The 24,311-nt window shown below is 30.9% G+C and carries 21 protein-coding genes; 11 read left to right on the top strand and 10 right to left on the bottom strand.

Features of this window, described 5'->3' with window-relative positions; genetic code table 11:
• The first annotated feature begins 15 nt into the window (after positions 1-15).
• Both ppc and adhE read left to right on the top strand, forming a co-directional pair.
• On the top strand, positions 16-2,817 hold the full coding sequence (ppc, locus tag FVE74_RS08895) for a phosphoenolpyruvate carboxylase (protein ID WP_147004206.1): 2,802 nt from the start codon (positions 16-18) through the stop codon (positions 2,815-2,817).
• 300 nt (positions 2,818-3,117) lie between these two features.
• Positions 3,118-5,745, top strand: coding sequence for a bifunctional acetaldehyde-CoA/alcohol dehydrogenase (gene adhE / locus FVE74_RS08890; RefSeq protein WP_147004205.1), 2,628 nt, complete (start codon positions 3,118-3,120; stop codon positions 5,743-5,745).
• A 67-nt stretch (positions 5,746-5,812) separates the two neighbouring features.
• Here the strand turns inward: adhE and cobJ are convergent, their stop codons facing one another.
• From cobJ to FVE74_RS08875, 3 genes are all read right to left on the bottom strand, one after another.
• Entirely contained in the window at positions 5,813-6,562 is a 750-nt protein-coding gene (cobJ, locus tag FVE74_RS08885; protein ID WP_147004204.1) for a precorrin-3B C(17)-methyltransferase, read from the bottom strand.
• Positions 6,563-6,654: 92 nt separating this feature from the next.
• On the bottom strand, positions 6,655-8,019 hold the full coding sequence (locus FVE74_RS08880) for a PFL family protein (RefSeq protein WP_147004203.1): 1,365 nt from the start codon (positions 8,017-8,019) through the stop codon (positions 6,655-6,657).
• Positions 8,020-8,046: 27 nt separating this feature from the next.
• A complete protein-coding gene (locus FVE74_RS08875) occupies positions 8,047-8,322 on the bottom strand; it encodes an ACT domain-containing protein (RefSeq protein ID WP_147004202.1) in 276 nt (91 codons plus the stop codon).
• Between the two features lie 260 nt (positions 8,323-8,582).
• On the opposite strand from FVE74_RS08875, the gene sppA reads away from it, so the two are divergent.
• The 4 genes from sppA (at position 8,583) to FVE74_RS08855 (ending at position 12,845) form a co-directional block, all read left to right on the top strand.
• Positions 8,583-10,370 (top strand): signal peptide peptidase SppA, encoded by a 1,788-nt coding sequence (sppA, locus tag FVE74_RS08870; protein WP_147004201.1) that lies wholly within the window; start codon positions 8,583-8,585, stop codon positions 10,368-10,370.
• Between the two features lie 204 nt (positions 10,371-10,574).
• Complete coding sequence (locus FVE74_RS08865) at positions 10,575-11,432, top strand: YitT family protein (protein WP_147004200.1); 858 nt, start codon at positions 10,575-10,577, stop codon at positions 11,430-11,432.
• Positions 11,433-11,587: 155 nt separating this feature from the next.
• Positions 11,588-12,154: an alkyl hydroperoxide reductase subunit C gene (ahpC, locus tag FVE74_RS08860; protein WP_147004199.1), complete on the top strand. Its 567-nt coding sequence runs from the start codon at positions 11,588-11,590 to the stop codon at positions 12,152-12,154.
• A gap of 58 nt (positions 12,155-12,212) precedes the next feature.
• Positions 12,213-12,845, top strand: coding sequence for a thioredoxin family protein (locus FVE74_RS08855; protein ID WP_010128384.1), 633 nt, complete (start codon positions 12,213-12,215; stop codon positions 12,843-12,845).
• A 187-nt stretch (positions 12,846-13,032) separates the two neighbouring features.
• Here the strand turns inward: FVE74_RS08855 and FVE74_RS08850 are convergent, their stop codons facing one another.
• From FVE74_RS08850 to argS, 7 genes are all read right to left on the bottom strand, one after another.
• The gene (locus FVE74_RS08850; protein WP_010128382.1) at positions 13,033-13,509 is read right to left on the bottom strand and encodes a hypothetical protein; all 477 of its coding nucleotides are present in this window, start codon (positions 13,507-13,509) and stop codon (positions 13,033-13,035) included.
• Positions 13,510-13,528: 19 nt separating this feature from the next.
• On the bottom strand, positions 13,529-14,161 hold the full coding sequence (locus tag FVE74_RS08845; RefSeq protein WP_147004198.1) for an RNase H1/viroplasmin domain-containing protein: 633 nt from the start codon (positions 14,159-14,161) through the stop codon (positions 13,529-13,531).
• Between the two features lie 6 nt (positions 14,162-14,167).
• A complete protein-coding gene (gene fabG, locus FVE74_RS08840) occupies positions 14,168-14,878 on the bottom strand; it encodes a 3-oxoacyl-ACP reductase FabG (RefSeq protein ID WP_147004197.1) in 711 nt (236 codons plus the stop codon).
• A 159-nt stretch (positions 14,879-15,037) separates the two neighbouring features.
• On the bottom strand, positions 15,038-15,535 hold the full coding sequence (locus tag FVE74_RS08835; protein ID WP_021746977.1) for a septal ring lytic transglycosylase RlpA family protein: 498 nt from the start codon (positions 15,533-15,535) through the stop codon (positions 15,038-15,040).
• A gap of 151 nt (positions 15,536-15,686) precedes the next feature.
• Complete coding sequence (locus FVE74_RS08830; RefSeq protein ID WP_060918060.1) at positions 15,687-16,541, bottom strand: polysaccharide deacetylase family protein; 855 nt, start codon at positions 16,539-16,541, stop codon at positions 15,687-15,689.
• A gap of 20 nt (positions 16,542-16,561) precedes the next feature.
• Positions 16,562-16,849: a hypothetical protein gene (locus tag FVE74_RS08825; RefSeq protein WP_018499676.1), complete on the bottom strand. Its 288-nt coding sequence runs from the start codon at positions 16,847-16,849 to the stop codon at positions 16,562-16,564.
• A gap of 354 nt (positions 16,850-17,203) precedes the next feature.
• Positions 17,204-18,928, bottom strand: a complete 1,725-nt coding sequence (argS, locus tag FVE74_RS08820; RefSeq protein ID WP_147004196.1) for an arginine--tRNA ligase — start codon at positions 18,926-18,928, stop codon at positions 17,204-17,206.
• Positions 18,929-19,307: 379 nt separating this feature from the next.
• Between argS and FVE74_RS08815 the strand changes: the two genes are divergently transcribed.
• From FVE74_RS08815 to FVE74_RS08795, 5 genes are all read left to right on the top strand, one after another.
• Entirely contained in the window at positions 19,308-20,102 is a 795-nt protein-coding gene (locus tag FVE74_RS08815; protein WP_147004195.1) for a tetratricopeptide repeat protein, read from the top strand.
• A gap of 31 nt (positions 20,103-20,133) precedes the next feature.
• Positions 20,134-20,874 carry a tetratricopeptide repeat protein gene (locus tag FVE74_RS08810; protein ID WP_147004194.1) on the top strand — a complete coding sequence of 247 codons (741 nt, stop codon included), beginning with the start codon at positions 20,134-20,136 and terminating at the stop codon, positions 20,872-20,874.
• A 347-nt stretch (positions 20,875-21,221) separates the two neighbouring features.
• Positions 21,222-21,383 carry a LemA family protein gene (locus FVE74_RS08805; RefSeq protein ID WP_147004193.1) on the top strand — a complete coding sequence of 54 codons (162 nt, stop codon included), beginning with the start codon at positions 21,222-21,224 and terminating at the stop codon, positions 21,381-21,383.
• 215 nt (positions 21,384-21,598) lie between these two features.
• On the top strand, positions 21,599-23,272 hold the full coding sequence (ilvD, locus tag FVE74_RS08800) for a dihydroxy-acid dehydratase (RefSeq protein WP_147004192.1): 1,674 nt from the start codon (positions 21,599-21,601) through the stop codon (positions 23,270-23,272).
• Positions 23,273-23,403: 131 nt separating this feature from the next.
• Positions 23,404-24,273, top strand: coding sequence for an alpha/beta hydrolase (locus FVE74_RS08795; RefSeq protein ID WP_147004191.1), 870 nt, complete (start codon positions 23,404-23,406; stop codon positions 24,271-24,273).
• Positions 24,274-24,311: the final 38 nt, after the last annotated feature.

The raw sequence follows: 24,311 nt of genomic DNA, 5'->3' as shown, positions 1-24,311 counted from the left end.
GAGAGTGTGAAATAAATGGATTTAAAGAATTTACCAATAACTCCTTTACCGTCAGTAAAACTGGATAAGCATCAGGAGGATCTGCTCCTTCATAATGAGTTGTTTTCCAATTTGCTTGGAGAAACGATTTTTAGGTATGCAGGATTGCATATTTATGAAGTTACTGAGAAGTTAAAGGAGGCTTCGAGTAAATATTATAAGACACAAAAACAAGAGGCTAGAAAAAATTTATCGTCTTTTTGTTCAGACCTTACTGATATAGAAATTTTAAGAGTGATAAGAAGTTTCTCGATTTTTTCGGCTCTTGCCAATATTGCTGAAGATGTGTATCAAACTCACGAACAGCGATTTGCAAAGATTTCCAATAAACTGCAAATTGGATCGCTTGAGAAGTCATTAAAAAATCTGAAAAGTAAGGGAATTAGTCAGGATAAAATATTAAAGGCTATGGAAAAGGTTTCGATTGTTCCTGTATTGACAGCGCATCCGACTCAAGTACAAAGAAAAAGTATCTTGGATTTGACAAAAAAATTAACGGATATTCTGGATAAATATGAAAATGTAAAATTACATCAAATTGATGAAAATGAATGGCTAAATGACTTGAGCCGTGGTATTCAGATCTGGTGGCAAACTGCAATGCTGCGGGCTACAAAACTACGTGTTACTGATGAAATAAGCAATGCTTTAAGTTATTATAATATTACATTTTTCAATGAAGTTCCACGATTGATGAATAAATTTCAGGAAATTTCAAAAAAATTGGGAAATTCTGAAATGAAATCCCAAGCATTGATTCCGCTTACAATGGGAATGTGGATTGGTGGAGACAGGGATGGAAATCCTTATGTTACAGTAAATACACTTGAAACATCGGCACAAGAGCAGGCTATCAAATTATTCCAGCACTATTTAGATGTAGTCCGTGAAATTTATAGGGATTTGTCAATGTCAATTGCCATGACAAATGTTACTGAAGAATTGCAAAAGTTAGCCGATGCTTCTGGAGAAGTTTCGCCTCACCGTACACGTGAACCATACCGTCGTGCTTTAACAGCAATAAGAGACAGATTGCTTGCTACAGCTTACAATTTATGCGAGTATAACCGTGATTTATTGCCTCCAAAAAGAAAAAATGGAATTGACATACCTTATAAATCAGCAAGCGAATTTACGGAAGACCTGGTAATTGTGGCAGAATCGCTTAAAAAGAATAATAGTGAGTTTTTGACACAAGGAAAATTAAATAATTTGATCAGCGCTACGAAAATATTTGGATTCCATCTTGCAACAATTGATTTAAGACAGGATTCCAGCGTTCATGAAGTATGTGTTGCAGAACTTTTAAAAAGTGCAAATATTTTAGGAGATTATTTAAGTTTGTCTGAAGATGCAAGATGTGAAATTTTATTGAGGGAATTAGAGTATGATCCTAGAATTTTAAGTGATCCAACAATTCCGCAAAGTGAAACATTAGCTTCAGAACTTGCAATTTACAGAAAAGCAAAATCGTTAAGAGATCGTTTTGGAGATAAGATCATTGAAAAAAATCTGATTTCCCATGCAACAAGTGTTTCGGACATGCTTGAAATAGCTATTTTATTAAAGGAAGCCAATCTTGCAAAAGGAAACGAAGGAAATGAATTTTGTGATTTGCAAATTGTGCCACTTTTTGAAACAGTTGAAGATTTAGTTGCAGCTCCTGATATTTTGAGAAAATGGTTTAATTTGCCATTAGTGAAAAAATGGATGGATAAAAAGGGAAGAAAACAGGAAGTTATGCTAGGATATTCAGACAGTAACAAAGATGGAGGATATCTAAGTTCAAGCTGGTCATTATATAAGGCGCAAAAGGAATTGACTGCAATTGGACGTGAATTTGATGTGGAAATTTCATTCTTCCATGGACGTGGCGGAACAGTCGGACGTGGTGGAGGTCCAAGCTACGAAGCCATTTTAGCGCAGCCTGAAGGAAGTACAGATGGAACAATCAGACTTACAGAACAAGGGGAAGTAATCGGTGCAAAATATGGAAATCCAGATTTAGGGTTGAAAAACTTGGAAGCGTTAGTTTCAGCAGCCCTTGAATCAAGTGCATTGACAGTAGAAGATGCAAATTGGGAAGAATATGAAAAAATAATAGAAGATGTTTCAGAGTTGAGTTATCATGCTTATCGAGACTTAGTTTACAATACAGATGGATTTTCAGATTTCTTTTTTGAAGTTACTCCAATAAACTTCATTGCCGGGTTAAATATCGGTTCAAGACCATCTTCACGTAAGAAAACACAGTCATTAGAAAGTTTAAGAGCAATTCCGTGGGTATTTTCTTGGTCACAAGCTAGAATAATGCTTCCAGGATGGTATGGTGTCGGAACAGCATTTACAAAATGGATTAACAATAATGACAAAAATTTGGAAATTTTACAGAAAATGTATAAGGAATGGCCATTTTTCCGTTCTACAATTTCAAATGTAGATATGGTTTTGTCAAAATCTGATTTATCAATTTTTTCTGAATATGTAAAATTAGCAAGTGATCAGGAAACTGCACAAAAAATCTTTAAGGAAATTGCAAAAGAATGGATTTTGACAATTGACGTTCTGAAAAAAATTACAGGAAACGACGTTTTACTTGCAGATAACCCAGAATTAGTAAGCAGTCTGCGAAACCGTCTGCCATATTTTGATTCAATGAATTATTTGCAAATTGAATTAATAAAACGTTCAAGAGCTGGAGATGATTCAGATGAACTTAAAAAAGCCATTCACATTTCAATAAATGGACTTGCAACAGGACTTCGTAACAGCGGATAATTTTGTAAAAATTAAGTAATAAAGATATTTAAAAATAAAGAAACTATTTCTAGAATAAAAATTGGAATAGTTTCTTTTTTTGCAAAAAATAAATATTAATATTAAATTTCATTTAAAAAATTATACTTTATATTATGCTGACAAAAGCTCTTAATAATTTTCAAAAAAACTTATAACTATTCCGCTAAAAATAGTATAAAATTAAAAAGTGAAAAAAAAAACTTGAGTTTTTTTAGAAAATAGAGTATTATTATAATATAAGCGGAACTAGAAAATATATGTTTTATTTTAGGAGGAAAAATGGCAATAGTTAAGGATTTAGAGAGTTTGAAGGATCTTATTCAAAGGGTTAGAAAGGCTCAGGAGGAATTTGCGACATTTGATCAGGAAAGAGTCGATAAGATTTTTAGAAAAGTAGCTCAAAAAATGAATGATGAAAGAATTACACTGGCAAATTTGGCAGTGGCAGAAACTGGAATGGGAATTGTGGAAGATAAAGTTATAAAAAATCACTTTGCTTCTGAATATATTTACAATAAATACAAAGATGAAAAAACTTGTGGAGTTTTAGAAGATGACAGATCTTATGGAGTTAAAAAAATTGCAACTCCAATAGGAATCATTGCAGGAATTGTGCCTACGACAAACCCAACTTCTACAGCAATGTTTAAAACATTAATTTCATTGAAAACAAGAAATGCAATAATATTTTCACCGCACCCAAGAGCAAAGCAGGCAACAATTGAAACAGCTAGAATTGCCTTGGAAACAGCAGTAAAATATGGAGCGCCAAAAGATATCATCGGATGGATTGATGAACCAAGCGTAGAATTGTCAAGAGAACTTATGGCAAATGCCGACTTGATACTTGCAACAGGTGGGCCTGGAATGGTTAAGGCCGCTTATTCATCTGGAACTCCTGCGATTGGAGTTGGAGCTGGAAATACGCCAGTTGTAATAGACAAATCAGCAGATATAAAAATGACGGCAAACTATATTTTAATGTCTAAAACATTTGATAATGGAGTAATTTGTGCAACAGAACAATCTGTAATTATAGACAAGGAAATTTATGACAAAGTTAAAAATGAGTTTTTAAATAGAGGAGCTTATATCTTAAATGAAGAGGAATTGGATAAAGTGAGGGAAGTATTATTTAAAAATGGAAGCCTGAATGCGGATATAGTTGGTAAAAGCGCCTATATTATCGCAAGTATGGCAGGATTTGAAATTCCAAAAAGTTCAAAAGTGCTAATTGGAGAAGTAACTTCAACTGGAATGGAAGAACCTTTTGCGCACGAAAAATTATCTCCAGTGCTTGCAATGTATAAGTCTGAAGATTTTGAAGATGGGCTTAGAAAAGCTGATGAATTGGTAAAACTTGGAGGATTGGGACATACTTCTTCATTGTATATCAATTTAGCAGAAAAAGAAAAAATAGATAAATTTGGAAGATTGATGAAAACAGGGCGTACATTAATTAATATGCCAGCTTCACTTGGAGCAATCGGAGATGTATTTAACTTTAAATTAGAGCCGTCATTAACACTTGGATGTGGTTCGTGGGGAGGAAATTCCGTGTCAGAAAACGTAGGAGTAAAACATTTGTTAAATGTAAAGACAATCGCAGAAAGAAGAGAAAATATGTTATGGTTCAGAGTTCCTGAAAAAGTTTATTTCAAATATGGTTCATTGCCAACTGCTTTGGAAGAATTAAAAGGAAAACATAAAAAAGCATTTATTGTAACAGATAAAGTATTAGCAGAATTAGGTTATGCAGAACATATTACAAAAGTATTAGACAGCTTGAATATTGATTACAGAATATTCTCTGAAGTAAAGGAAGATCCAACATTAAGTTCGGCTCAATCTGGTGCAAAGGCTATGCTTGAATATAATCCAGATGTTATTATAGCCCTTGGTGGAGGTTCTGCAATGGATGCAGCTAAAATTATGTGGGTACTATATGAACATCCAACATTAAGATTTAGAGATCTTGCAATGAGATTTATGGACATTAGAAAGAGAATCGTTGAATTCCCTGAAATGGGTAAAAAAGCTAAATTTATCGCAGTTGCAACTTCAGCAGGAACTGGTTCAGAAGTAACTCCATTTTCTGTAATTACAGATGATGAAACAGGAATTAAATATCCGCTTGCAGATTATGCATTGACACCAAATGTAGCAATTAACGATCCCGAACTTATGCTTACAATGCCAAAAGGACTTACAGTAGCTTCTGGAATTGACGTATTTACGCATGCGCTTGAATCTTATGTTTCAGTTATGGCGACAGAATATACAAAACCATATTCAAAAGAAGCAGCCAGACTTGTATTCAAATACTTGCCAGAATCAGTAGAATTAGGAGCAAAGGCAATCAAAGCAAAGGAAAAAATGGCAAATGCATCTTGTCTTGCTGGAATGGCTTTCGCAAATGCATTTTTAGGAATAAATCACTCACTTGCACATAAACTTGGAGGAAAATTCCATATTCCGCACGGTATAGCAAATGCAATAATTCTTGAAGAAGTTATCCGTTATAATGCAGCTGAAGCTCCGACAAAAATGGGATTATTCCCGCAATACAGATATCCTGATGCAATGCAAAGATATGCTGAAATGGGAGAACATTTAGGATTTGGCGGAAATACTAAAGAAGAAAAGTTAGAAAATTTAATTAAAGGAATTAACGAATTAAATAAAAAAATTGGTATTCCTGCCACTATTAAAGAATGGGGAATTCCAGAAAAGGATTTCTTGGAAGCAGTAGATGAAATGTCGCTGGAAGCCTTTGATGACCAATGTACATCAGCTAACCCAAGATACCCGTTGATAGAAGAATTAAGAGAAATTTACTTAAAATCTTACTATGGAAAAGAATGGGAAAATGAAAAGGAAAGAGTAGCAAAGATTTTAAATTTTTAGTTTAAATTTTTGATAAAGAATAAAAAAATAAGGGATTTTCTCAATTTGAGATTATCCCTTTTTAAAATTAATATTCATATTTTTTTTCATACCCTCTAGGTGTAATCATTTTTCCATTTTTTACATAAGTATTTGAATTTCCAATTAACACAATTGTAAGCATATTTATTTCAAAATCAAGCATGTTTTCAAGTGTTGTAATTTCATATTCTTCGTTTTCACGTCCTGCATTTCTTACAATCGCAACTGGAGTATCTTTTGACTTATATTTTAGCATAATTTGCTGTGCTTCTGCAATTTGTGTTGTTCGCCCTCTACTTTTTGGATTATATAAACTTACGATAAAATCACCTTGCGCTGCCAATTCCAGACGTCTTTTTATCAATTCCCAGTCTGTTAAAAGATTACTTAGGCTAATTGTTACATAATCATGCATAATTGGGGCTCCAACAATTGCGGCTGCGGCATTTGTCGCTGTAACTCCTGCGATTACTTCAACTTCTACATCATCATTTTCACCAATTACTTCATACATAATTCCAGCCATTCCATAAACTCCAGCATCTCCGCTACTAATCAAAGCTACATTTTTCCCATCTTTTGCAAGTTCTAAGACTTCTATACATCTGTCAACTTCCTTCATCATACTGGAACTTTTAATTTCAGTACTTGGAAAATATTTTTTAACCAAATCAGTATAGGTTTTATATCCTACAATAATATCACTATTTTTCATTGCTTCATAAGCCTTAAAAGTCATATCTGCCTTTTTCCCAGGTCCAATTCCTACTACATAAATTTTTCCGTTTTTACTCATTCTATCTCCTTGTTTTTATTTTTATTTACAGCTTAAAAAGAAAGTCAAGAATAAATCCTAACTTTCTTATCTTCATATTTTTTATTTATAAATTAATTTTTTAAAGCCTGAATTGGAGGTGCTACTTTTCCACCACGGTTTATTAATACTGAACAATCTAAATTATTTATATTTATTATATCAGCTTCTCCAAGAAGTCCGCCAAATACCACTCTATCTCCAGCTTTTTTACCTGGAACTGGGATTACTCTGACTGCGGTAGTTTTTGTATTTACCATTCCAATTGCCATTTCATCAGCTATTATTCCAGAAATTACAGCTTCTGAAGTATCTCCTGGAATAGCGATCATATCAAGTCCAACAGAGCATACACAAGTCATTGCTTCTAATTTTTCAAGTGTTAAATAACCTTTACTTGTAGCTTCTATCATTCCCTGATCTTCACTTACTGGGATAAATGCTCCTGTTAAACCTCCAACACGAGTTGCAGCCATTGCTCCGCCTTTTTTCACAGCATCATTTAATATTGCAAGTGCAAGTGTTGTTCCATAAGCTCCAACTGATTCTAATCCAAATTCTTCCAGAACATTTCCAACACTATCTCCCACAGCTGGAGTCGGTGCAAGTGATAAATCGATTATTCCAAATTCAACTCCAAGTCTTTCGGCAACTTCCTTTCCGATTAGTTCTCCCATTCTTGTGATTTTGAAACTTACTTTTTTGATTGCTTCTGTTATTTCATCAATTTTTGCTGTTTTTGAAATATTTGCAAGTGTATGTCTTACAACTCCAGGTCCGCTGATCCCAACATTTAGCACAACATCTGGATTTTCCACTCCGTGAAATGCCCCTGCCATAAATGGATTATCAGGAACTGCATTTGTAAATACAACAAATTTTGCTGCCGCTAATCCATCATTATCCTTTGAAAGTTCAGCCAAGTCCTTTACAGTTTTTCCCATCATTTTTACTGCATCCAAATTAATTCCAGATTTTGTAGAACCTACGTTTACAGATGAGCAGACTCTGTCAGTTTCTGAAAGAGCTTTTGGAATGCTGTTTATAAGATTAATATCGCCTTTTGTAAAGCCTTTGTCAACAAGAGCTGAAAACCCTCCAATAAAGTCAATTCCAATTTCCTTTGCCGCTTTATCAAGAGCTTTTGCAAAAATTGTGTAATCTTGTGCATCTGTTGCATTTCCAATTATTGAAATTGGAGTAACTGAAACTCTTTTGTTTATGATTGGCATATTGTATTTGCTTGCCACTTCATTGGCGATTTTTACCAAGTCTTTTCCATTTTTTATAATTTTGTTATAGATATTCTCTGCTGTTTTTTCTGCACTTGCGTTAATGCAGTCAAGCAGGCTTATTCCCATTGTTACAGTTCTTACATCAAGATGCTGCATTTCAACCATATCTATCGTTTCCAGTATCTCATCAGGTAATAAATTCATTTTTTCCTCCTAAGTTTTAATAACAAACTATATTCTGTGCATAGTTTTAAAAATATTTTCATGTTGCAGGAAAACTCTTACGCCTATTTTATCTTCAAAAACTTTAAATTCTTCTTGAAGTTTTTTAATATCTGTATTTTTAGGCACTTCTACAAGCATAATCATCGCAAAAATATCATCTTCAAAAACCTTTTGCGTAATATCAATAATATTTAAACTCAATTCACTTAATTTTGTTGAAACATTTGCAACAATTCCTGTTTTATCCGCTCCAATAACTGTAATAACAATTCTGTCGTTCATTTTCAGTCCTCCATTTTCAAATTTAAATTTTTTATATGTTAAATTATCGCATAATTTTAGATATTTAGCAAGCAGAAAATTTATTGATATTTATTTTGTAAAGTGATATAATTTGTCATACTTATGGCTATGCATAAAATAGATGATTGTAAAAATAAAAGTGATAGAATATAAAGGAAAATTCAAATTTTAACAAAACTTTTTAAACTTTTACAAATTATAAATTATTAAATCACATAGATGCAAGGAGGAAAATAAAAATGAAATTTTGGGATTTTTTCAAAAAGTTTTTAATATTTACAGGAAAAGAAATATATTCATTTTTTTTAAAACTTTCATTGTCAATACTAATAATTTTTATTATTGGAATGTCAATAATTGCTATTGTCAGTTCAAAAAATAAAAATGAAAATGCGAAAAAAAGCTATGAATATATACTTTTCAATGTTTCTGATGTTACTGAGGATAAAGTTATAGGCTCAGATTTTCTTTCAGATAGAGAAAATTTATCCTATATGGATGTTTTAAATAGTTTGGATGATATAAAGAAAAATAATCAGGTAAAAGGAGTTATCATTGCTTTAGATACAGTAAATCTGTCATCTGCAAAAGTGGAGGAATTATCAAAGAAATTTGAAGAATTGAAGGCAAATAATAAAAAAATATATGCTTTTGGAGCTTATATTACAAATGCCAATTATAAATTAGCTTCCATTGCAAATGAAGTTGTAATGATTCCATCTGCTTCAGCAAGTTTGGATTTGACAGGTTATCATTATTCAGATATGTATTATAAAGGTCTTTTTGATAAGCTAGGAGTAAATATGGAAGTTGTCCGTATTGGAAATTACAAGTCTTATGGGGAAAATTATACTGGAAATGAGATGACTCCTGAATTACGTTCTGAACTTACAAGAATCTTGGAAAATAGATATGGCAAATTTATTGAAGATATTTCTAAAAATCGTAAAATTGACAAGAATACGCTAAATGATGATATTGTGAATGGAAATGATACTAATTTGACACCATTTGCCGCACGTGATAAAAATTTAGTTGACAAGCTGGAACAATTTTCTGATTTTACAAAACGTTTGAATATTCGTGAAGACAATGTTGCAGATATTACTGACTATTATGAAAAAAGGGTAAAGGATGAAAAAATCGGAAATCCCAGAAATGGTACTATTGCTGTAATTTATGCCGAAGGTTCGATTATGTATGATCCAGATGGAGCTACAGAAGGTGTCATAACTCCAGACAATATTTTAGAAAAAGTTGAAAAGGCAATGAAAACTAAAAATTTAAGAGGTATCGTGCTTCGTGTAAATTCAGGCGGAGGTTCAGCTCTAGCTTCTGAAGTAATCTATCAGGAATTGACAAAGTTAAATATTCCAATTTATGTTTCAATGTCAGATACTGCAGCTTCTGGAGGTTATTACATCTCAATGGCAGGAAATAAGGTATTTGCCAACAGTGCCACAATTACAGGCTCAATCGGCGTAGTTTCAATGATTCCAAAATTCTACAATGCACAAGAAAAATTTGGAGTTCATTCAAATTCAATATCAAAGGGTAAATATTCAGACATTAATGATAGTTTTGCACCATTATCTCAAGAATCTCGTGATAAAATCACCCAATCAATGCAGGAAACATACAGCGAATTTAAGTCACGTGTTTCTAAAAGCCGTAAAATTGATGAAAATACTCTTGAGAATTATGCACAAGGTAAAATATGGCTTGGTGATGAGGCTAAAAATATAAAATTGGTTGACGGAATTGCAAGTCTTGATGAAGTTATAAAAATAATGGCAAGAGATTTGGGATTACGTAATAATTATGCTGTGGAAAATATTTATTTGGAAGAAGATCTTTCTAAAAAGTTAAAAGCTCTTACAAAAATGATTGCTGAAAAATTCAGTTTATCTGCACAACTTCAAAAAAATATTCCGCAAGCAAAAAATGTATTCAACGAATATGATTTTGCAGTGCAGAATCAAAACAAACCATTATATTATTTGACATATAAATTGAATCTATATTAATAAGTAAATTTAAGCGAAGCGAAAAAAGAATAGTATTTTAAAGTAGTTTCGTTTTTTATTTTATAATCGAACTCATTTAAAATAAAACTATTAAAGATTACATAAATTTAAGTTTTGAGTGAAATAATCATAGTTTTCAAGTTCAGTTTTAAGATAGTTTTACTGTATTTATCTTTTTTTATTTTTTGGTGAAAGGAGTATTTTATGAATAAAAAAACAGTTTTTAAATTAATTAAGGAGTATTTTTTAATCGGATTAGGAACTCTTTTTCTTGCAATGGGATTGCAGTTTTTCTTTTTCCCAAATAAAATAGCAAGTGGAGGAGTAACAGGGCTAGCCCTGGTTATAAACAGCTTATTCGGCTTTCCCACAGGGCTTTTTGTCGCTATTAGCAATTTAATTTTATTCGCTTTAGCTTTTATTGTAATTAGCGGACAATTTGGATTTAAGAGCATTTATGCAACTGTGCTTTTATCTTTTTTTCTTTCTTTTTTTGAAAAATTTTATCCCAATTACACTATTACTAAAGACATATTTCTAGCCACAGTTTTTGGAAGTGCAATTTGTGCCTTAGGAATAACAATTATTTATTTATATGAGTCTTCCACAGGTGGAACTTCAATAATTGCGAGAATTATTAACAAGTATTGCCACATTGGCTATGGAATGTCCAGTTTCATTGTTGATGCTATCGTTACTCTTTTGGCGATTTTTGCATTTGGTGTAGAATTGGGGCTTGTGGGACTGTTAAGTGTTTATGTGACAGGATTCATTACAGATAAATTTATAGAGGGATTTAATTCACGTAAACAGATTATGATTATTACTTCCAATAAGGATATTGTGTTAAATTATATTTTAAGGGACTTTGATAGGGGATGTACGATTTTAAAGGGAGTTGGAGGATATTCTGGAGCTGAAAAGGATATTTTGCTTACAATTATTGAGAGAAGACAGTTTATACAGCTAAGAAAATTTTTAAAAGCACACGATCCTACTGCTTTTGTTACAGTTACAGATACTACAAAAGTCTTTGGTGAAGGATTTGATCAGCTGCATTAGCGTTGAAAAAAAGAATTTTGAAATAAAATCAAAGGTTATAAAATAAAATGTTAAAAAATATTTGACAAATTTCTATTTTATGATATAATGTAACTAAGAAATAATTGTAATCATTTCAAATTAAAAATAATAATATTAATAATTAGGAGGAAATTATGTCACTAATAGGAAAAAAAATTGAAAACTTTACAGCACAAGCTTACCAAAATGAAGAATTTAGAGAAGTAAGTTTTGAAAAGGACTTTTTAGGAAAATGGAATGTTGTGGTTTTTTACCCGGCTGATTTCACTTTCGTATGTCCTACAGAATTGGAAGATTTGGAAGATCATAGAGAAGAATTGGAAAAAATAGGATTTAATGTTTATTCAGTAAGTACTGATACTCATTTTACACACAAGGCTTGGCATGATCATTCTGAAGCAATCGGAAAAGTTAAATTTACAATGATTGGAGATCCAACAAAAGCTATTTCAAGAGAATTTGAAGTATTAAATGAAGAAAGCGGACTTGCCTACAGAGGAACATTTATCATAAATCCAGAAGGGAAAATCGTTGCTTATGAAGTAAATGATGAAGGAATTGGAAGAGATGCCTCAGAACTTGTAAGAAGAGCAAAAGCTGCAAAATTCGTAGCTGATAATCCAGGATTAGTTTGTCCAGCAAAATGGAAAGAAGGAGAAGCTACTTTAAAACCAGGATTAGATCTAGTAGGTAAAATCTAAAAATTTTATGATAATTATAAAAAAATAAATTGTAAAAAATTACTTAGAAGGAGGGAAAATGGCTTTATTAGATAGTAATATTGTAGAGCAGTTAAAAGGTTATTTTGATAAAATCAGCACAAATATTGAATTAGCTGCATTTTTAGATGATAGTGAAAAATCAAAGGAATTAGATAGTTTTTTGCAGGAAGTTGATGCAATTTCTGAAAAAGTAAACTATGTGAAAAAATCGTTTGAAAATGATAAGGCTGATTTGGATAAAGCGAATATCACTCGTCCAATATCTTTTACACTTTTAAAGGATGGAGAAAATACTGGAATTAATTTTTCAGGAATTCCTGGCGGACACGAGTTTAACAGCTTTATTCTGGCAATTTTAGGATTGGCTGGACTTGGGAAAAAGTTAGAAGGAGATCAGCTTTCAAAAGTTGAATCTGTTAATAAGCCTTTAAATGTTGAGACGTTTGTTTCATTATCTTGTACACATTGTCCAGATGTAGTTCAAGCTTTAAATCTTATTTCAACATACAATAAGAATATTACAGTAACAATGGTTGACAGTGCAGTATTCTTTGAAGAAGCGAAGGAAAAGGATATTCAGGCAGTACCAGTTGTATTTATAAATGGAGAGCAAAAATCAGTTGGTGCTAAAACTATTGAAGAGCTGATAAATCTTATTGTTAATGCCTAAAATAAGATTAAAGAATCAAAATTGGTTTATCTGAAAGAATAGAATTTTTAAAAAGAGAAAATAAAAAACTTGTGAAATCATAAAACTAAAAATGTACCAATAGACTTAATGTTTAAAGGTACATTTTTTTAATAAATTAAAGAGACTTAATTCATTTGAAAAAAGTCTCTAAAAAACAATTTAAATATTAGTTTCCTTGGTTAAAGAATGAACCAGTATTATTTAAATTTGGTGTTTCAGTTTCATTATTTGATACACCTGCTGTATTGTCATTAGTAGTTTCTGTATTTGTTGATGATGATGGCAATCCAAATACTGACGGATGTAATCTATCTTCAGGTATTTGATAATTAGTTATTTTTTTAATAGTCATAACTTTGTTTTTATTAGAAGCAGTACCTTCAATGTCTAAAACGACAACATCAGTATCTGTAACTCCATATTTTTGACCAATGAAATTATAGATTTGATCTAGTAATCCAGAATCATCTTTTACTGTATAGTTAATTGTCTTATTTGGGAATACCAGATTATCTTTTACATAAGTAAAAGTATTTGTTGATCTTACATATTGCCCTTCAAAAGACTTATTTAAAGTTTTTTTAGCAGCTGTCCCAATAACAGACATTACAAGCATCATTATTAGTAATAGTAATTTTTTCATAAAATCTCCTTGATTAATATTATTTATGGAAACCTAAATCAGCTGGATTGACATCTCCAGAGATTTTTTTTACAGTTCCTCCTCTTTTCTCAAACTCATTTCTCATCAGAGCAGTTTTTTTTATAAGTTCAACTGTATCACTTTCGAGGATGGAACTGTTATATCGCCCTTTAGTCCAGTATTCGATAACCAGCGAACTATCCCCACAAATTATTTTTGTACCATATTTTTTTGCATAGACAAAAGCTGTATAAATACCAACTAATTCACCAAAATTGTTTGTTCTGGTGTCGGCAACATAATAATTTCCAAATTCATTGATATTTTTTTCATTCATAATTTTATAAAGCAGCGAATTGCCATCAAAATCAGTTAATCTGACTTCTACGCCATTGCCTCGTCCTGTTCCCGCATCAAAGTAAATTGCCTCCCGTTCCAGTTCAGAGTACAGTTTTGTTAAATCCTTTTTTTCTTTTTTTTCATAATTTGCTCCAGAATTTAACCATTCTTGTGCTTCTAAAAGGCTTTTAAACGATTTATAACGGGCTTTTTTTCCGCTTACTTTTTTTTGACATTCCGCCCAATTTTCAAGTATTCCATTTTCATTTGTATTTATAATGAAATAGGCATAAAATTTTTGATTTTTTGACATTTCAGATTATAAGTTCAATCCTCCGTCAACTCTTAATACTTGTCCTGTAACGAATTTAGACATGTCACTTGCTAGATATAATGCCGCATTTGCTACATCTTCAGCGTCACCCATTTTTCTAAGTGGAGTGTTTGCAAGTACATTTTCTACAATTTTTTCAGGTAATACGTGAGTCATATTTGTTTCGATGAAACCTGGCGCAATTGCATTTGCTCTAAGATTTTTTCTACCAAATTCCTTTGCCCAAGTTTTTGCCATAGCAATTACTCCACCTTTAGTAGCGGCATAGTTAGTTTGCCCTGCATTTCCATCAATTCCGACAACAGAAGCCATATTAATTACGCTTGAGGCTTTACTTTTTAATAGTAGTGAAACAAATCCTTGCATTACGTTATAAACACCTTTTAAGTTAATGTCAATTACCAAATCCCAGTTAGCTTCCTTCATTCTTTGAAGCAATGCATCTCTTGTAATTCCTGCATTATTTACAAGAATATCTAGTCTTCCATATTTTTCCTTGATTTCCTTTGCAGCTTCCTTGATATTTTCTCTATCTGTAACATTTAATTTTATATGTGAAACATTTTCATGGCTGTAATCAGGATCAATTAAATCCCCAGAAATAACTGTAGCTCCATTTTCTGCAAATTTTAATGCAATTTCCTTCCCAATTCCTCTTGAACCACCTGTAATTAATGCAATTTTACCATTTAACACTATACTTCCACCTTCCTATTTTTAATTTTTCTAATTTCTAATTTTTTGGCTTTGAATTTTTAATTAATACTATTTCCCATTTAAATAGTAAATTAATTATGAGTTTTTTGCAATAGGAGCAAATAACATAAAATTTAATTTCTGTTTTTTAAATGGGATTTAGTATAAATTATTTAGAACTTCTAATTTTACATTTGTAAGCCCTTTTCCTGGACTTTCAATTTTTGAAAAAGCTCCGTAGCTTAAATCTATTACACGTCCTTTTGCAAAAGGACCTCTATCATTTATTTTTACAATAACTTCCTTACCGTTACTTAAATTTGTAACTTTAACTTTTGTTCCAAATGGTAAACTTCTATGGGCAGCTACCATTTCATTTGAATTGTGTCTTTCTCCACTTGCTGTTCTGCTTCCATGTAATTTTTTACCATAATATGAAGCAATTCCTTTTTGTGAATGTTTGGAAGTTTTTGATTTTGCGGCTTCAGAAGTTTCATCTTTTTTGGAAACAGTTAAATCTGTTACATTATCTACATCATCAGCTGCCTTCATCATTTCTTTTTTTATGTAAATTATATTTGTTCCATCTGTTTTTGTTTCTGAAACTAATGACAATGAAACCATCAGACCCGCAAACATAGTAATTATTTTTCTCATTTTAATATTTGCTACTAAAAATATATAAAAACATATTCTCCAATTTGATATTTATTAGTAGACTCTCCTTTTATTACCTATTTTGAGAATATTTAACTTAATTATACCATATTATTAAAGTCAATTTACTTTTTTTTTTCTTATTTTATAATTATTTTATTTCAGGCTGTTTAACATGTTGGATTCTAGGGCTGTTTACATTTAACGTTTCAAATGTATATCCTGCCTTTTTATACCCGTCTATAATTTGCTGTAAAGCCTGAACAGTAGTTTTCTTAGCATTTGTATCGTGCATTAGGACATTAATGTCAGGATGAGTTGTACAAACACCATATTTTACTAATTTTGCTACAGGAACATTATTTCCAGAAGCATCTGTACTGTCACAGTTCCAGTCAAAATAAACAAATCCTTCTCTTGTCAATCTGTTAATGATAGCAGTTTTTAAAGCCTTTGAAGCAATAGTGTTGCTAGAACCTCCAGGGAATCTTATAATTTTAACATCTTGCCCAGTTGTAGATTTTATAGCATCATGTATTTGATAAAATTCCTTAAAGAAACTGTCTTCGTTTGCATAAACTTTTTTATATTCATGTGTAAAGCTGTGCAGTCCGATTGAATGTCCTTGATCAGTTATTTTCTTGTAGTCTTTAAAGTTTTTTCCAATTCCGATTACAAAAAATGTAGCTTTTATATTATTTCTTTTCAGGATTTCAAGAATTTGATCAGTATGTCCTGAAGGTCCGTCATCAAATGTCAAATAAACTGTTTTAATTTTTTTGTCAGCTTTTAACTTTTGATATTGTGCTTTTACATCATCATTTTTCTTAGTAACCGCAGCTAAATCTGCAGTTTTTGTGTTTTTTTCATGTGTTAATTTTTTTATGCTTGATTCTAAGCTATGGTGTTCAATAAATTTTGCAGTTGTACCAAAAATATGCACTCCTGAATATAGGAATCCAATTATAGCCACTATTATACCAATGACTGAAAATGTTTTTTTCATTTTTTATTACCTCTCATTTCTTATTTATATTTGTTAATTAACGCTTCAACTTTTTTGTAACTGTCTTCACCGTGTTTTATATTTCCGTTAAGAACTTCAACTTCCTTTTCCAATTTTTGCTTATTTTCCTTCAATGCTGGAATTTCCTGTTTAAATTTTTCACCTTGTTTAATTAGCACAAAATGTGAAAAAAGAAATAGCAATATAGAAATAACAAGTAAAATAATTGCATTTCTTGCTAATTTTTTGTTATTTTCTTCATTATGATCATCTCTATAATCATAAATAAATTCGTGTTGTTTTGACATTTTTTTTCCTCTCTTTTCTTTTTTTATTTTGTTGTTATTAATTTAATAAAATTATTTAAAGTCAATAATTCAAATATGCCTAAACCCTCTAATATATTAAATCAAGTAAATTTTAGAATATAAATTGAAAAAAGACCTCTTAAAAAAGAGGTCTCATAAAAGGGGGGGTTAATTGAGGTTTCAGATCTTTTAATCGATCTGAATATAGTATACACTATAACAATTAAACCACCATTAAATCAAAATTGTTTTTTGATTAATTTTTTCTCTTTTTTAATTGACAATGTATTATTATTGATTTTAAGGGCTGAAACTATACATTTCAAATTTTATTGACAATTTAAATTTTTTTATTTACATTCTATTTACTGTATTTATTCCAAGCAGGCTAAGTCCTTCTTTTAATACAAATGCAGTTTTTCTTGCCAGTAAAATTCTTGCATCCATTACTTTTTTATCTTCCTCTTTCAAGATAGAACTCGAATTATAGAAGTTATTAAATAATTTTGCTGTGTCAAATAAATAATCTGCAATTATATTTGGACGGTAGTTTTCATAGGATTTTACTACAGCTTGAGGGAATCTTAGTAATTCAACTGCAAGTTCACGTTCAATTCCATTCATATCATCCGAAATAATATCGTTATTTTTAACTTCGATATTTTCTTCTTTCAATTTTCTAAAAATTGACATAATCCGAACGTAGGTATATTGCAGGTAAGGTCCTGTATTTCCTTCAAAACTAAGCACTTTATCCCAAGTAAATGTTATATCAGAAGTTCTATTTTGACTCAAATCAAAATATTTTATAGCTCCGCTTCCTACAATTTCAGCAATTTTGTCCTTTTCATCTTCTGGAATATCTGGATTTTTTTCATCAATTACTTTTTTTACTTGAGCTTTTGCTTCATCTAGCAAATCCACAAGCCTTATTGTGTTTCCGCTTCTAGAAGAGAAAATTATTCCATTACCAAGTCTCATAATTCCAAATACAATGTGAGTCTTTTTATAATTGTAAGGCTCGCCTAACATTCTTCCAATTTCAAAAACCTGCTTAAAGTGATTTTGCTGTCTGTCGTCAGTTAAATAAACTGCTTCATCGACTTTTAACTCATCTTTTCTAAACTTCATTGTAGCAAGATCCGAAGTCGTATACAAAAAACTTCCATCTTTCTTTTGAACAATTGCAGGCGGCAATCTATTATTTTCAAAAAATACTACTAGTGCACCTTGATCTTCTTTTGCGATACCTTTTTGCTTTAATTCTTCAAGAACCGATGGCATCATATCATTGTAAAATGACTCACCAAAATAGTAATCGAAGTTTACATTAAGTCTATCGTAAACTTTATTGTATTCTTTTAGTGAAATATCAATAAATTCTTTCCATAATTTTTGGTTATTTTTATCTCCAAGCTGTAATTTCTTCAATTCTTCTCGTGCTTCATCTTCCAAAGCAGGATTTATTTTAGCTTCATCTGAAAATTTTACATAGATTTTTTCTAGTTCTCCAATGGGATCTTTTTCATAAGCCTTTTTATCCAGCCAGTTCTTATAAGCCACAATAAGTTTTCCAAATTGTGTTCCCCAGTCACCAATATGGTTATCGGCAAGTGTATGAAATCCCAGAAATTGTAAAATTCTCTTGATGGAATCTCCAATAATCGTGCTTCTCAAGTGTCCAATGTGCATTCTTTTTGCAATATTTGGAGAAGAGTAGTCGATAATTACAGTTTTATCGGTATTTAAAAATGAAAAGTCATATTTTTCATTTTCCACTTTTTTTATTTCCTCATTTAAAAAACCGTTTTTAAGATAAATATTGATAAATCCAGGTCCTGCAATTTCCAACTTTTGAATGATGTCATTTTCTGAAAAATTTTCCACAAGAGTACTCGCAATTTCACGGGGATTTTTTCCAATTAATTTTGAGCTGACCATTGCAAAATTTGTTTGAAAATCCCCAAATTCCTTTTTAGTAGAATTTTGAATATCAATTTTTTCCGCATAATCAGCACCAAAAATATTATTTATATTTTCTGAAAACAACTTTTTTAATTTTATTGTCAGCAATTCCATTATTTTAAATTTTTTCCTTTCTTTCAAAATTTACGTTAATTTTAGGATAACGCATAATCCTTTTTTTCCAAAAACATTATACTATAACTAAAGACTTTTTTCAAATTTTTTATAAATAAAAAAAAACATCATTTTTCTTAACTCAAAGATAATATTTTAGCAGTATTCAATTTATAGTAAAACTTATTTAAAATCGAACTCAAAAGCTATGACTATTTTGTTCAGACCCTAAGTTTATATGATTTTTAATAGTTCAATTTTAAACAAATTCGAGCATACATTTAAAATAGAGAATTGACATATAAAATTAAAAATGTTACTATAATTATAAATTTTACATACAAATTTCATAAAAAAATAAAAGAGGTGAACATAAAGAATGAAAAAAATATTATTTTTTTTAATAATTTTATCTAATTTATCTTTTGCAGCACAAAATTTACCTGTAAATTCAAAAGAATTGGACAAGATTCTCGATCAAGCTTTTGAAAATATTGATAGAGGAAATACTCAAAAAGGTGTGTTAATATTAAAAAAGAAAATATCGGAAGATCCTACAGAAATTATATATAAAGCGATATTAGGATCAATTTATGATGGAGCTGGAAGAAAAAATGAAGCTGAAAAGGAGTTTGACGAGGCTGTAAGATTGCAGGAAAAATATCCTTTTATTGCTGGAGATGGTAAAAAATACGACATACGATTTATGATTGGAATGTTTTATAGTTTTACAGAAGATTATACAAGTGCATTAAAATGGTTAAATCAAGTTGATGAAAAAGAGTATAATGAAATGTTTAAAGATGAACCGATGTTAAAGGATTTTCTTTTTGGAATTTTTAATTATAATGATAACAATCCAGAAGAAGCGAAAAAGTATCTTTTTAAGTCATCTGTTTATGATAAAGACGGAGTATCGGAAAATATTCTGGGAATGATTTATTTAGATGAAGGAAATCAAAAGGAAGCAAAAAAATGGCTATTGGCTTCTGCAAATAAGGGATGTCTAGGAGGCCAGTTTAATTTAGGCGATCTCTATTATCAGCTGGGAGATAAAAAAATGGCATTGGAATGGCTTCAAAAAGCCTTTGAAACAGCAAAAAAAGAAAAAAATAGTGAGAAAATGAAGGAAATACAGGAAACTATAGAAGAAGTTAAAAATAGTCAAAAATAATATTTTTATCTTAGGAAAGGAAAGTTTTGATATGAGAAAATATTTAATTTTATTAGTATTAGTTGCAAACTTAGGATTTGGGATTCAAAGTTTTTCAGCAATGACAAGACAGGAAAGAGAAAATTTGGAAAAACAGATAAGCGAGGCTTATGATAGGGATGATCAGAAAAAATTATTGCCTTTAGTTACTAAATATGTGAATGAGTTTCCGAATAATGCGGATTATTTGAATAAACTGGGAGTTTTATATGATAATTTGGATAATTATTCAGAAGCTGAAAAATATTATTTAAAGGCTATGGAAAGAGGAAACTATAATGCAATTTCAAATTTGGCTTATGTTTATTATGAAAAGGAAGATTATGAGAAAGCTATAAAATATTATAATGAGTATCAGAAAATAGCAGATAATACTGATAATTATTTTTGGATTGGAGCATCTTATGAAGAATTGGAAGATTACAAAAATGCGAAGGAATGGTTTTTGAAAGTTACGAAATTTGAAAAGGATGGATCTTCAGAAAATAGATTAGGATTAATTGCTGAAAATGAAGGAAATCAAAAGGAAGCAATAAAATGGTATCTTGCATCAATACAAAAGGGCAATTTGTGGGCTTATGATAATTTGGCAATTTTGTATATTGGTTTGGGAGATTATGATAATGCAGAAAAATTAGCAAAAAAAGGGATGAATTTGGCTAAAAATTCAGATGATGAGGATTTGAAAAAGGAATTCAATGAAACACTTGACATTATTCGAGCAAAAAGATAAATTTTATAATTAACTAAATTTTTTTCAATAGAAGATTCATTATATTTTTTTGCAGGAGATTTGCAATTTTATGCTAATAAATATTGAAGCATAACCTTATTTTTAAATGAAATTGTGAGTGTATAAAAATTTTTGTGTAAATAGAACATATAAATATTTAATTTGCTAGATTTTCTATTAGTTTACACAAAATTATAGACATCTCGAAATTGTTAATAACAGTTAATTTTTCAAAGATTAATAAAATAGATAGATTATATATATAATATATATTTTACAAAATTAATGATTTTTGCTATAATAATTTCATAAAAATAAAGTAAAAAATTGAAACACTGGAGGAAATTATGTCATTATTAATTTTAGTCTTATCATTATTACTGATTATTGAAATTTTAGAAATTAAAGTCGTGCAAAGTGGAAAATATGTTGCCTTGAAAGTTTCTAGCAGTGATTTTATTGGATTGGTAAATGATGGAAGAGTAATGGCTAGTTTTACTGAAAGATAATTGATAGAATCATAATAATAAAAAAACTATTTTTGTTTTTATAACTTTGAGGCGATTTATATTTAAATCGTCTTTTATTTTTTATAAAAAAAAATAGGTAAAAATTTTGTGAGATATGTGATAAAATATATTCAAATAACTTTAAGTAATTATTTTTTAATTTTTAAAGTTGGCTGATGTTTATTTATATAAAAAATTTAGGAGAGTGAAAATCAATGGATGGGAAAAAAAGAAGTAATAACTTGACAGAAGGTGCAGCAAGAGCACCACATAGATCATTGTTAAAAGGGTTAGGTTTCATAGGAGATGAAATGGAAAAACCAATAATTGGGATTGCGAACTCATTTAATGAAATAATACCAGGGCATGTTCATTTGAAAAACTTGGTTCAATCGGTAAAAGATGGAATTAGAATGGCTGGAGGAGTTCCAATGGAATTTAATACAATTGGAATTTGTGATGGACTTGCGATGAATCATATTGGGATGAAATATTCGTTGGTTACGAGAAATATAATTGCAGATTCGATCGAAGCAGTTGCTATGGCTACTCCATTTGATGCGATTGTGTTTATGCCAAGCTGTGATAAAGTAGTGCCTGGAATGTTGATTGCTGCGGCAAGATTGAATATACCTTCAATATTTGTAAGTGGAGGAGCAATGCTTGCAGGAGTTTATAAAGGTAAAAAAATTGGATTAAGTAATGTATTTGAAGCGGTTGGAGCTTATAACACTGGGCAAATTACTAGAAAAGAATTAAATTCTGTAGAAGAAATGGCTTGTCCGACTTGTGGATCATGTGCAGGAATGTATACTGCAAATACTATGAACTGCTTAACAGAAGCACTTGGAATGGGACTTCCAGGAAATGGAACTGTTCCAGCTGTATTTTCAGAAAGAGCAAGACTTGCTAAAAAAGCGGGAATGCAAATTATGGAAGTTTTAAAAGCAGATTTAAGACCAAGTGATATTTTAACAAGAGAAGCATTTGAAAATGCGGTTGCAGTAGATATGGCACTTGGAGGATCTTCTAATACAGCGTTACATTTACCTGCGATTGCTCATGAAGCTGGAATTGACTTGACTTTAAGTGACTTTAATGAAATTGCGCAAAAAACTCGTCAAATTTGTAAATTGTCACCATCAGGAGAATACTTCATTGAAGACTTGTATAGAGCGGGTGGAGTTACTGGAGTTATGAAGAGATTGCTTGAAAATGAAAGATTGCATGGAGATGCGAAAACTGTAGCATTGCAAACACAAGGAGAATTGGCAAAAGATGCATTCATTAATGATGACGATGTAATCAAACCTTGGGATAAACCAGCTTACAAAACTGGAGGAATTGCTGTATTGAAAGGTAACTTGGCACCAAATGGATGTGTTGTTAAAGAAGGTGCGGTAGATCCAGAAATGTTGCAACATACAGGACCTGCGAAAGTATTTAATAGTGAAGAAGAAGCTGTTGAGGCGATTACAGGTGGAAAAATTGTAGCAGGAGATGTTGTGGTTATTAGATATGAAGGGCCGAAAGGTGGACCGGGAATGAGAGAAATGCTATCACCAACAGCGATGATTGCAGGAATGGGACTGGATAAGGATGTTGCACTGATTACTGATGGAAGATTCTCAGGAGCTACAAGAGGTGCTTCAATTGGGCATGTTTCTCCAGAAGCTGCTTCAGGAGGAAATATTGCAATAGTTCAAGACGGGGATATTGTTGAAATTGATATTCCAAACAGAACAATTAATATTAAAGTTTCAGATGAAGAGATTGAAGCTAGAAAAGCTAAATTGGAACCGTTTAAACTTGAAGTAAAAGGATATTTGAAAAAATATGCGATGCATGTGTCTTCAGCAGATAGAGGAGCCATAGAGATTTTAGATTAATAAAAAATAATATTAGAATTAATTTTAGTAAAGGGCACATGACTGATTTTTAGCAAATAAACATTAGATGGAATTTGATATTGCTAACTTTAAATTGTAATTATAGGAAAATTTCAGAGGAGAAAAATGAAATGGTAAATGATAATAAAAGTAAAATTCTAAATGTTAAATTGACACAGGAAAAAATAAAATCAATAGTAAATGTTACTTATTCTCAGCCAGTTAGCTACTTTAGAAAAAATATAAAATTGGAGATGGATATTTTAAAGCCTAATAAAGAAGGGAAATATCCAGCGGTATTATTTGTACCGGGAGGATCTTTTGCACACAGCTATAAGGAAAATTATTTGCAACAAAGATTGGAAATAGCTAAAGCAGGTTATGTAGTTGCAAGTATGGAATATAGGACTATTCCTGATGGAGTTTTTCCGCAAAGTCTGGAAGATGTGAAGGCAGCAATAAGATTTTTAAAGGCTAATGCTGATGAGTATGGAATTGATAAGGGGAAAATAGCATTGATGGGTGAATCTGCTGGAGGTTATTTAGTAGCAATGGCAGGAGTCACAAGTGGAACTACGAATTTTGACAGGGGAGCGAATTTATCTGAAAATAGTGATGTGCAAGCAGTTATAGATATTTATGGTGTAACGGATTTTGGAGAAGTTGATTTTGATATTCCAGAAGATGCAGAAGAAGGCTATAGGGCGATACTTATGTCAGTAAAGTTCTGGCTAAATGATGTAAGAAATAATATTGAATCTACAAATCCTATATCTTATATTTCACAAAAAACGCCTCCATTTCTATTAATGCATGGAGATGCAGATACATTGGTTCTTCCGAATCAGACAGAAATACTTCATAAGGCGTTGATTGAAAATGGTGTGGACTCAAAAAGATACATAGTTCCAGGAGCGGGACATTCAGATGAATATTGGTTTCAGCCTGAAGTTACAGAATTGATAATAGATTTCTTGAATGGGAAAATAAAAAATATTTAAAGTGAGACAGGGAGTGCCTAATAAATCATAAATTATTT

This window comes from Leptotrichia wadei, assembly GCF_007990445.1.
GTDB classification, from domain to species: Bacteria; Fusobacteriota; Fusobacteriia; order Fusobacteriales; family Leptotrichiaceae; genus Leptotrichia; species Leptotrichia wadei_A.
The sequence above is the reverse complement of the archived record's forward strand: the minus strand, read 5'-3'. Positions and strand labels throughout refer to the sequence as shown.

Excerpts from the sequence above, each read along its gene's own strand:
- FVE74_RS08835 (WP_021746977.1), bottom strand. The coding sequence starts at position 15,535 with ATGAGAAAAATAATTACTATGTTTGCGGGTCTGATGGTTTCATTGTCA.
- FVE74_RS08815 (WP_147004195.1), top strand. The coding sequence starts at position 19,308 with ATGAAAAAAATATTATTTTTTTTAATAATTTTATCTAATTTATCTTTT.
- sppA (WP_147004201.1), top strand. The coding sequence starts at position 8,583 with ATGAAATTTTGGGATTTTTTCAAAAAGTTTTTAATATTTACAGGAAAA.
- FVE74_RS08855 (WP_010128384.1), top strand. The coding sequence starts at position 12,213 with ATGGCTTTATTAGATAGTAATATTGTAGAGCAGTTAAAAGGTTATTTT.
- ilvD (WP_147004192.1), top strand. The coding sequence starts at position 21,599 with ATGGATGGGAAAAAAAGAAGTAATAACTTGACAGAAGGTGCAGCAAGA.
- FVE74_RS08810 (WP_147004194.1), top strand. The coding sequence starts at position 20,134 with ATGAGAAAATATTTAATTTTATTAGTATTAGTTGCAAACTTAGGATTT.
- FVE74_RS08875 (WP_147004202.1), bottom strand. The coding sequence starts at position 8,322 with ATGAACGACAGAATTGTTATTACAGTTATTGGAGCGGATAAAACAGGA.
- FVE74_RS08850 (WP_010128382.1), bottom strand. The coding sequence starts at position 13,509 with ATGAAAAAATTACTATTACTAATAATGATGCTTGTAATGTCTGTTATT.
- FVE74_RS08865 (WP_147004200.1), top strand. The coding sequence starts at position 10,575 with ATGAATAAAAAAACAGTTTTTAAATTAATTAAGGAGTATTTTTTAATC.
- cobJ (WP_147004204.1), bottom strand. The coding sequence starts at position 6,562 with ATGAGTAAAAACGGAAAAATTTATGTAGTAGGAATTGGACCTGGGAAA.
- ahpC (WP_147004199.1), top strand. The coding sequence starts at position 11,588 with ATGTCACTAATAGGAAAAAAAATTGAAAACTTTACAGCACAAGCTTAC.
- FVE74_RS08845 (WP_147004198.1), bottom strand. The coding sequence starts at position 14,161 with ATGTCAAAAAATCAAAAATTTTATGCCTATTTCATTATAAATACAAAT.
- ppc (WP_147004206.1), top strand. The coding sequence starts at position 16 with ATGGATTTAAAGAATTTACCAATAACTCCTTTACCGTCAGTAAAACTG.
- adhE (WP_147004205.1), top strand. The coding sequence starts at position 3,118 with ATGGCAATAGTTAAGGATTTAGAGAGTTTGAAGGATCTTATTCAAAGG.
- FVE74_RS08830 (WP_060918060.1), bottom strand. The coding sequence starts at position 16,541 with ATGAAAAAAACATTTTCAGTCATTGGTATAATAGTGGCTATAATTGGA.
- argS (WP_147004196.1), bottom strand. The coding sequence starts at position 18,928 with ATGGAATTGCTGACAATAAAATTAAAAAAGTTGTTTTCAGAAAATATA.
- FVE74_RS08795 (WP_147004191.1), top strand. The coding sequence starts at position 23,404 with ATGGTAAATGATAATAAAAGTAAAATTCTAAATGTTAAATTGACACAG.
- FVE74_RS08880 (WP_147004203.1), bottom strand. The coding sequence starts at position 8,019 with ATGAATTTATTACCTGATGAGATACTGGAAACGATAGATATGGTTGAA.
- FVE74_RS08825 (WP_018499676.1), bottom strand. The coding sequence starts at position 16,849 with ATGTCAAAACAACACGAATTTATTTATGATTATAGAGATGATCATAAT.
- FVE74_RS08805 (WP_147004193.1), top strand. The coding sequence starts at position 21,222 with ATGTCATTATTAATTTTAGTCTTATCATTATTACTGATTATTGAAATT.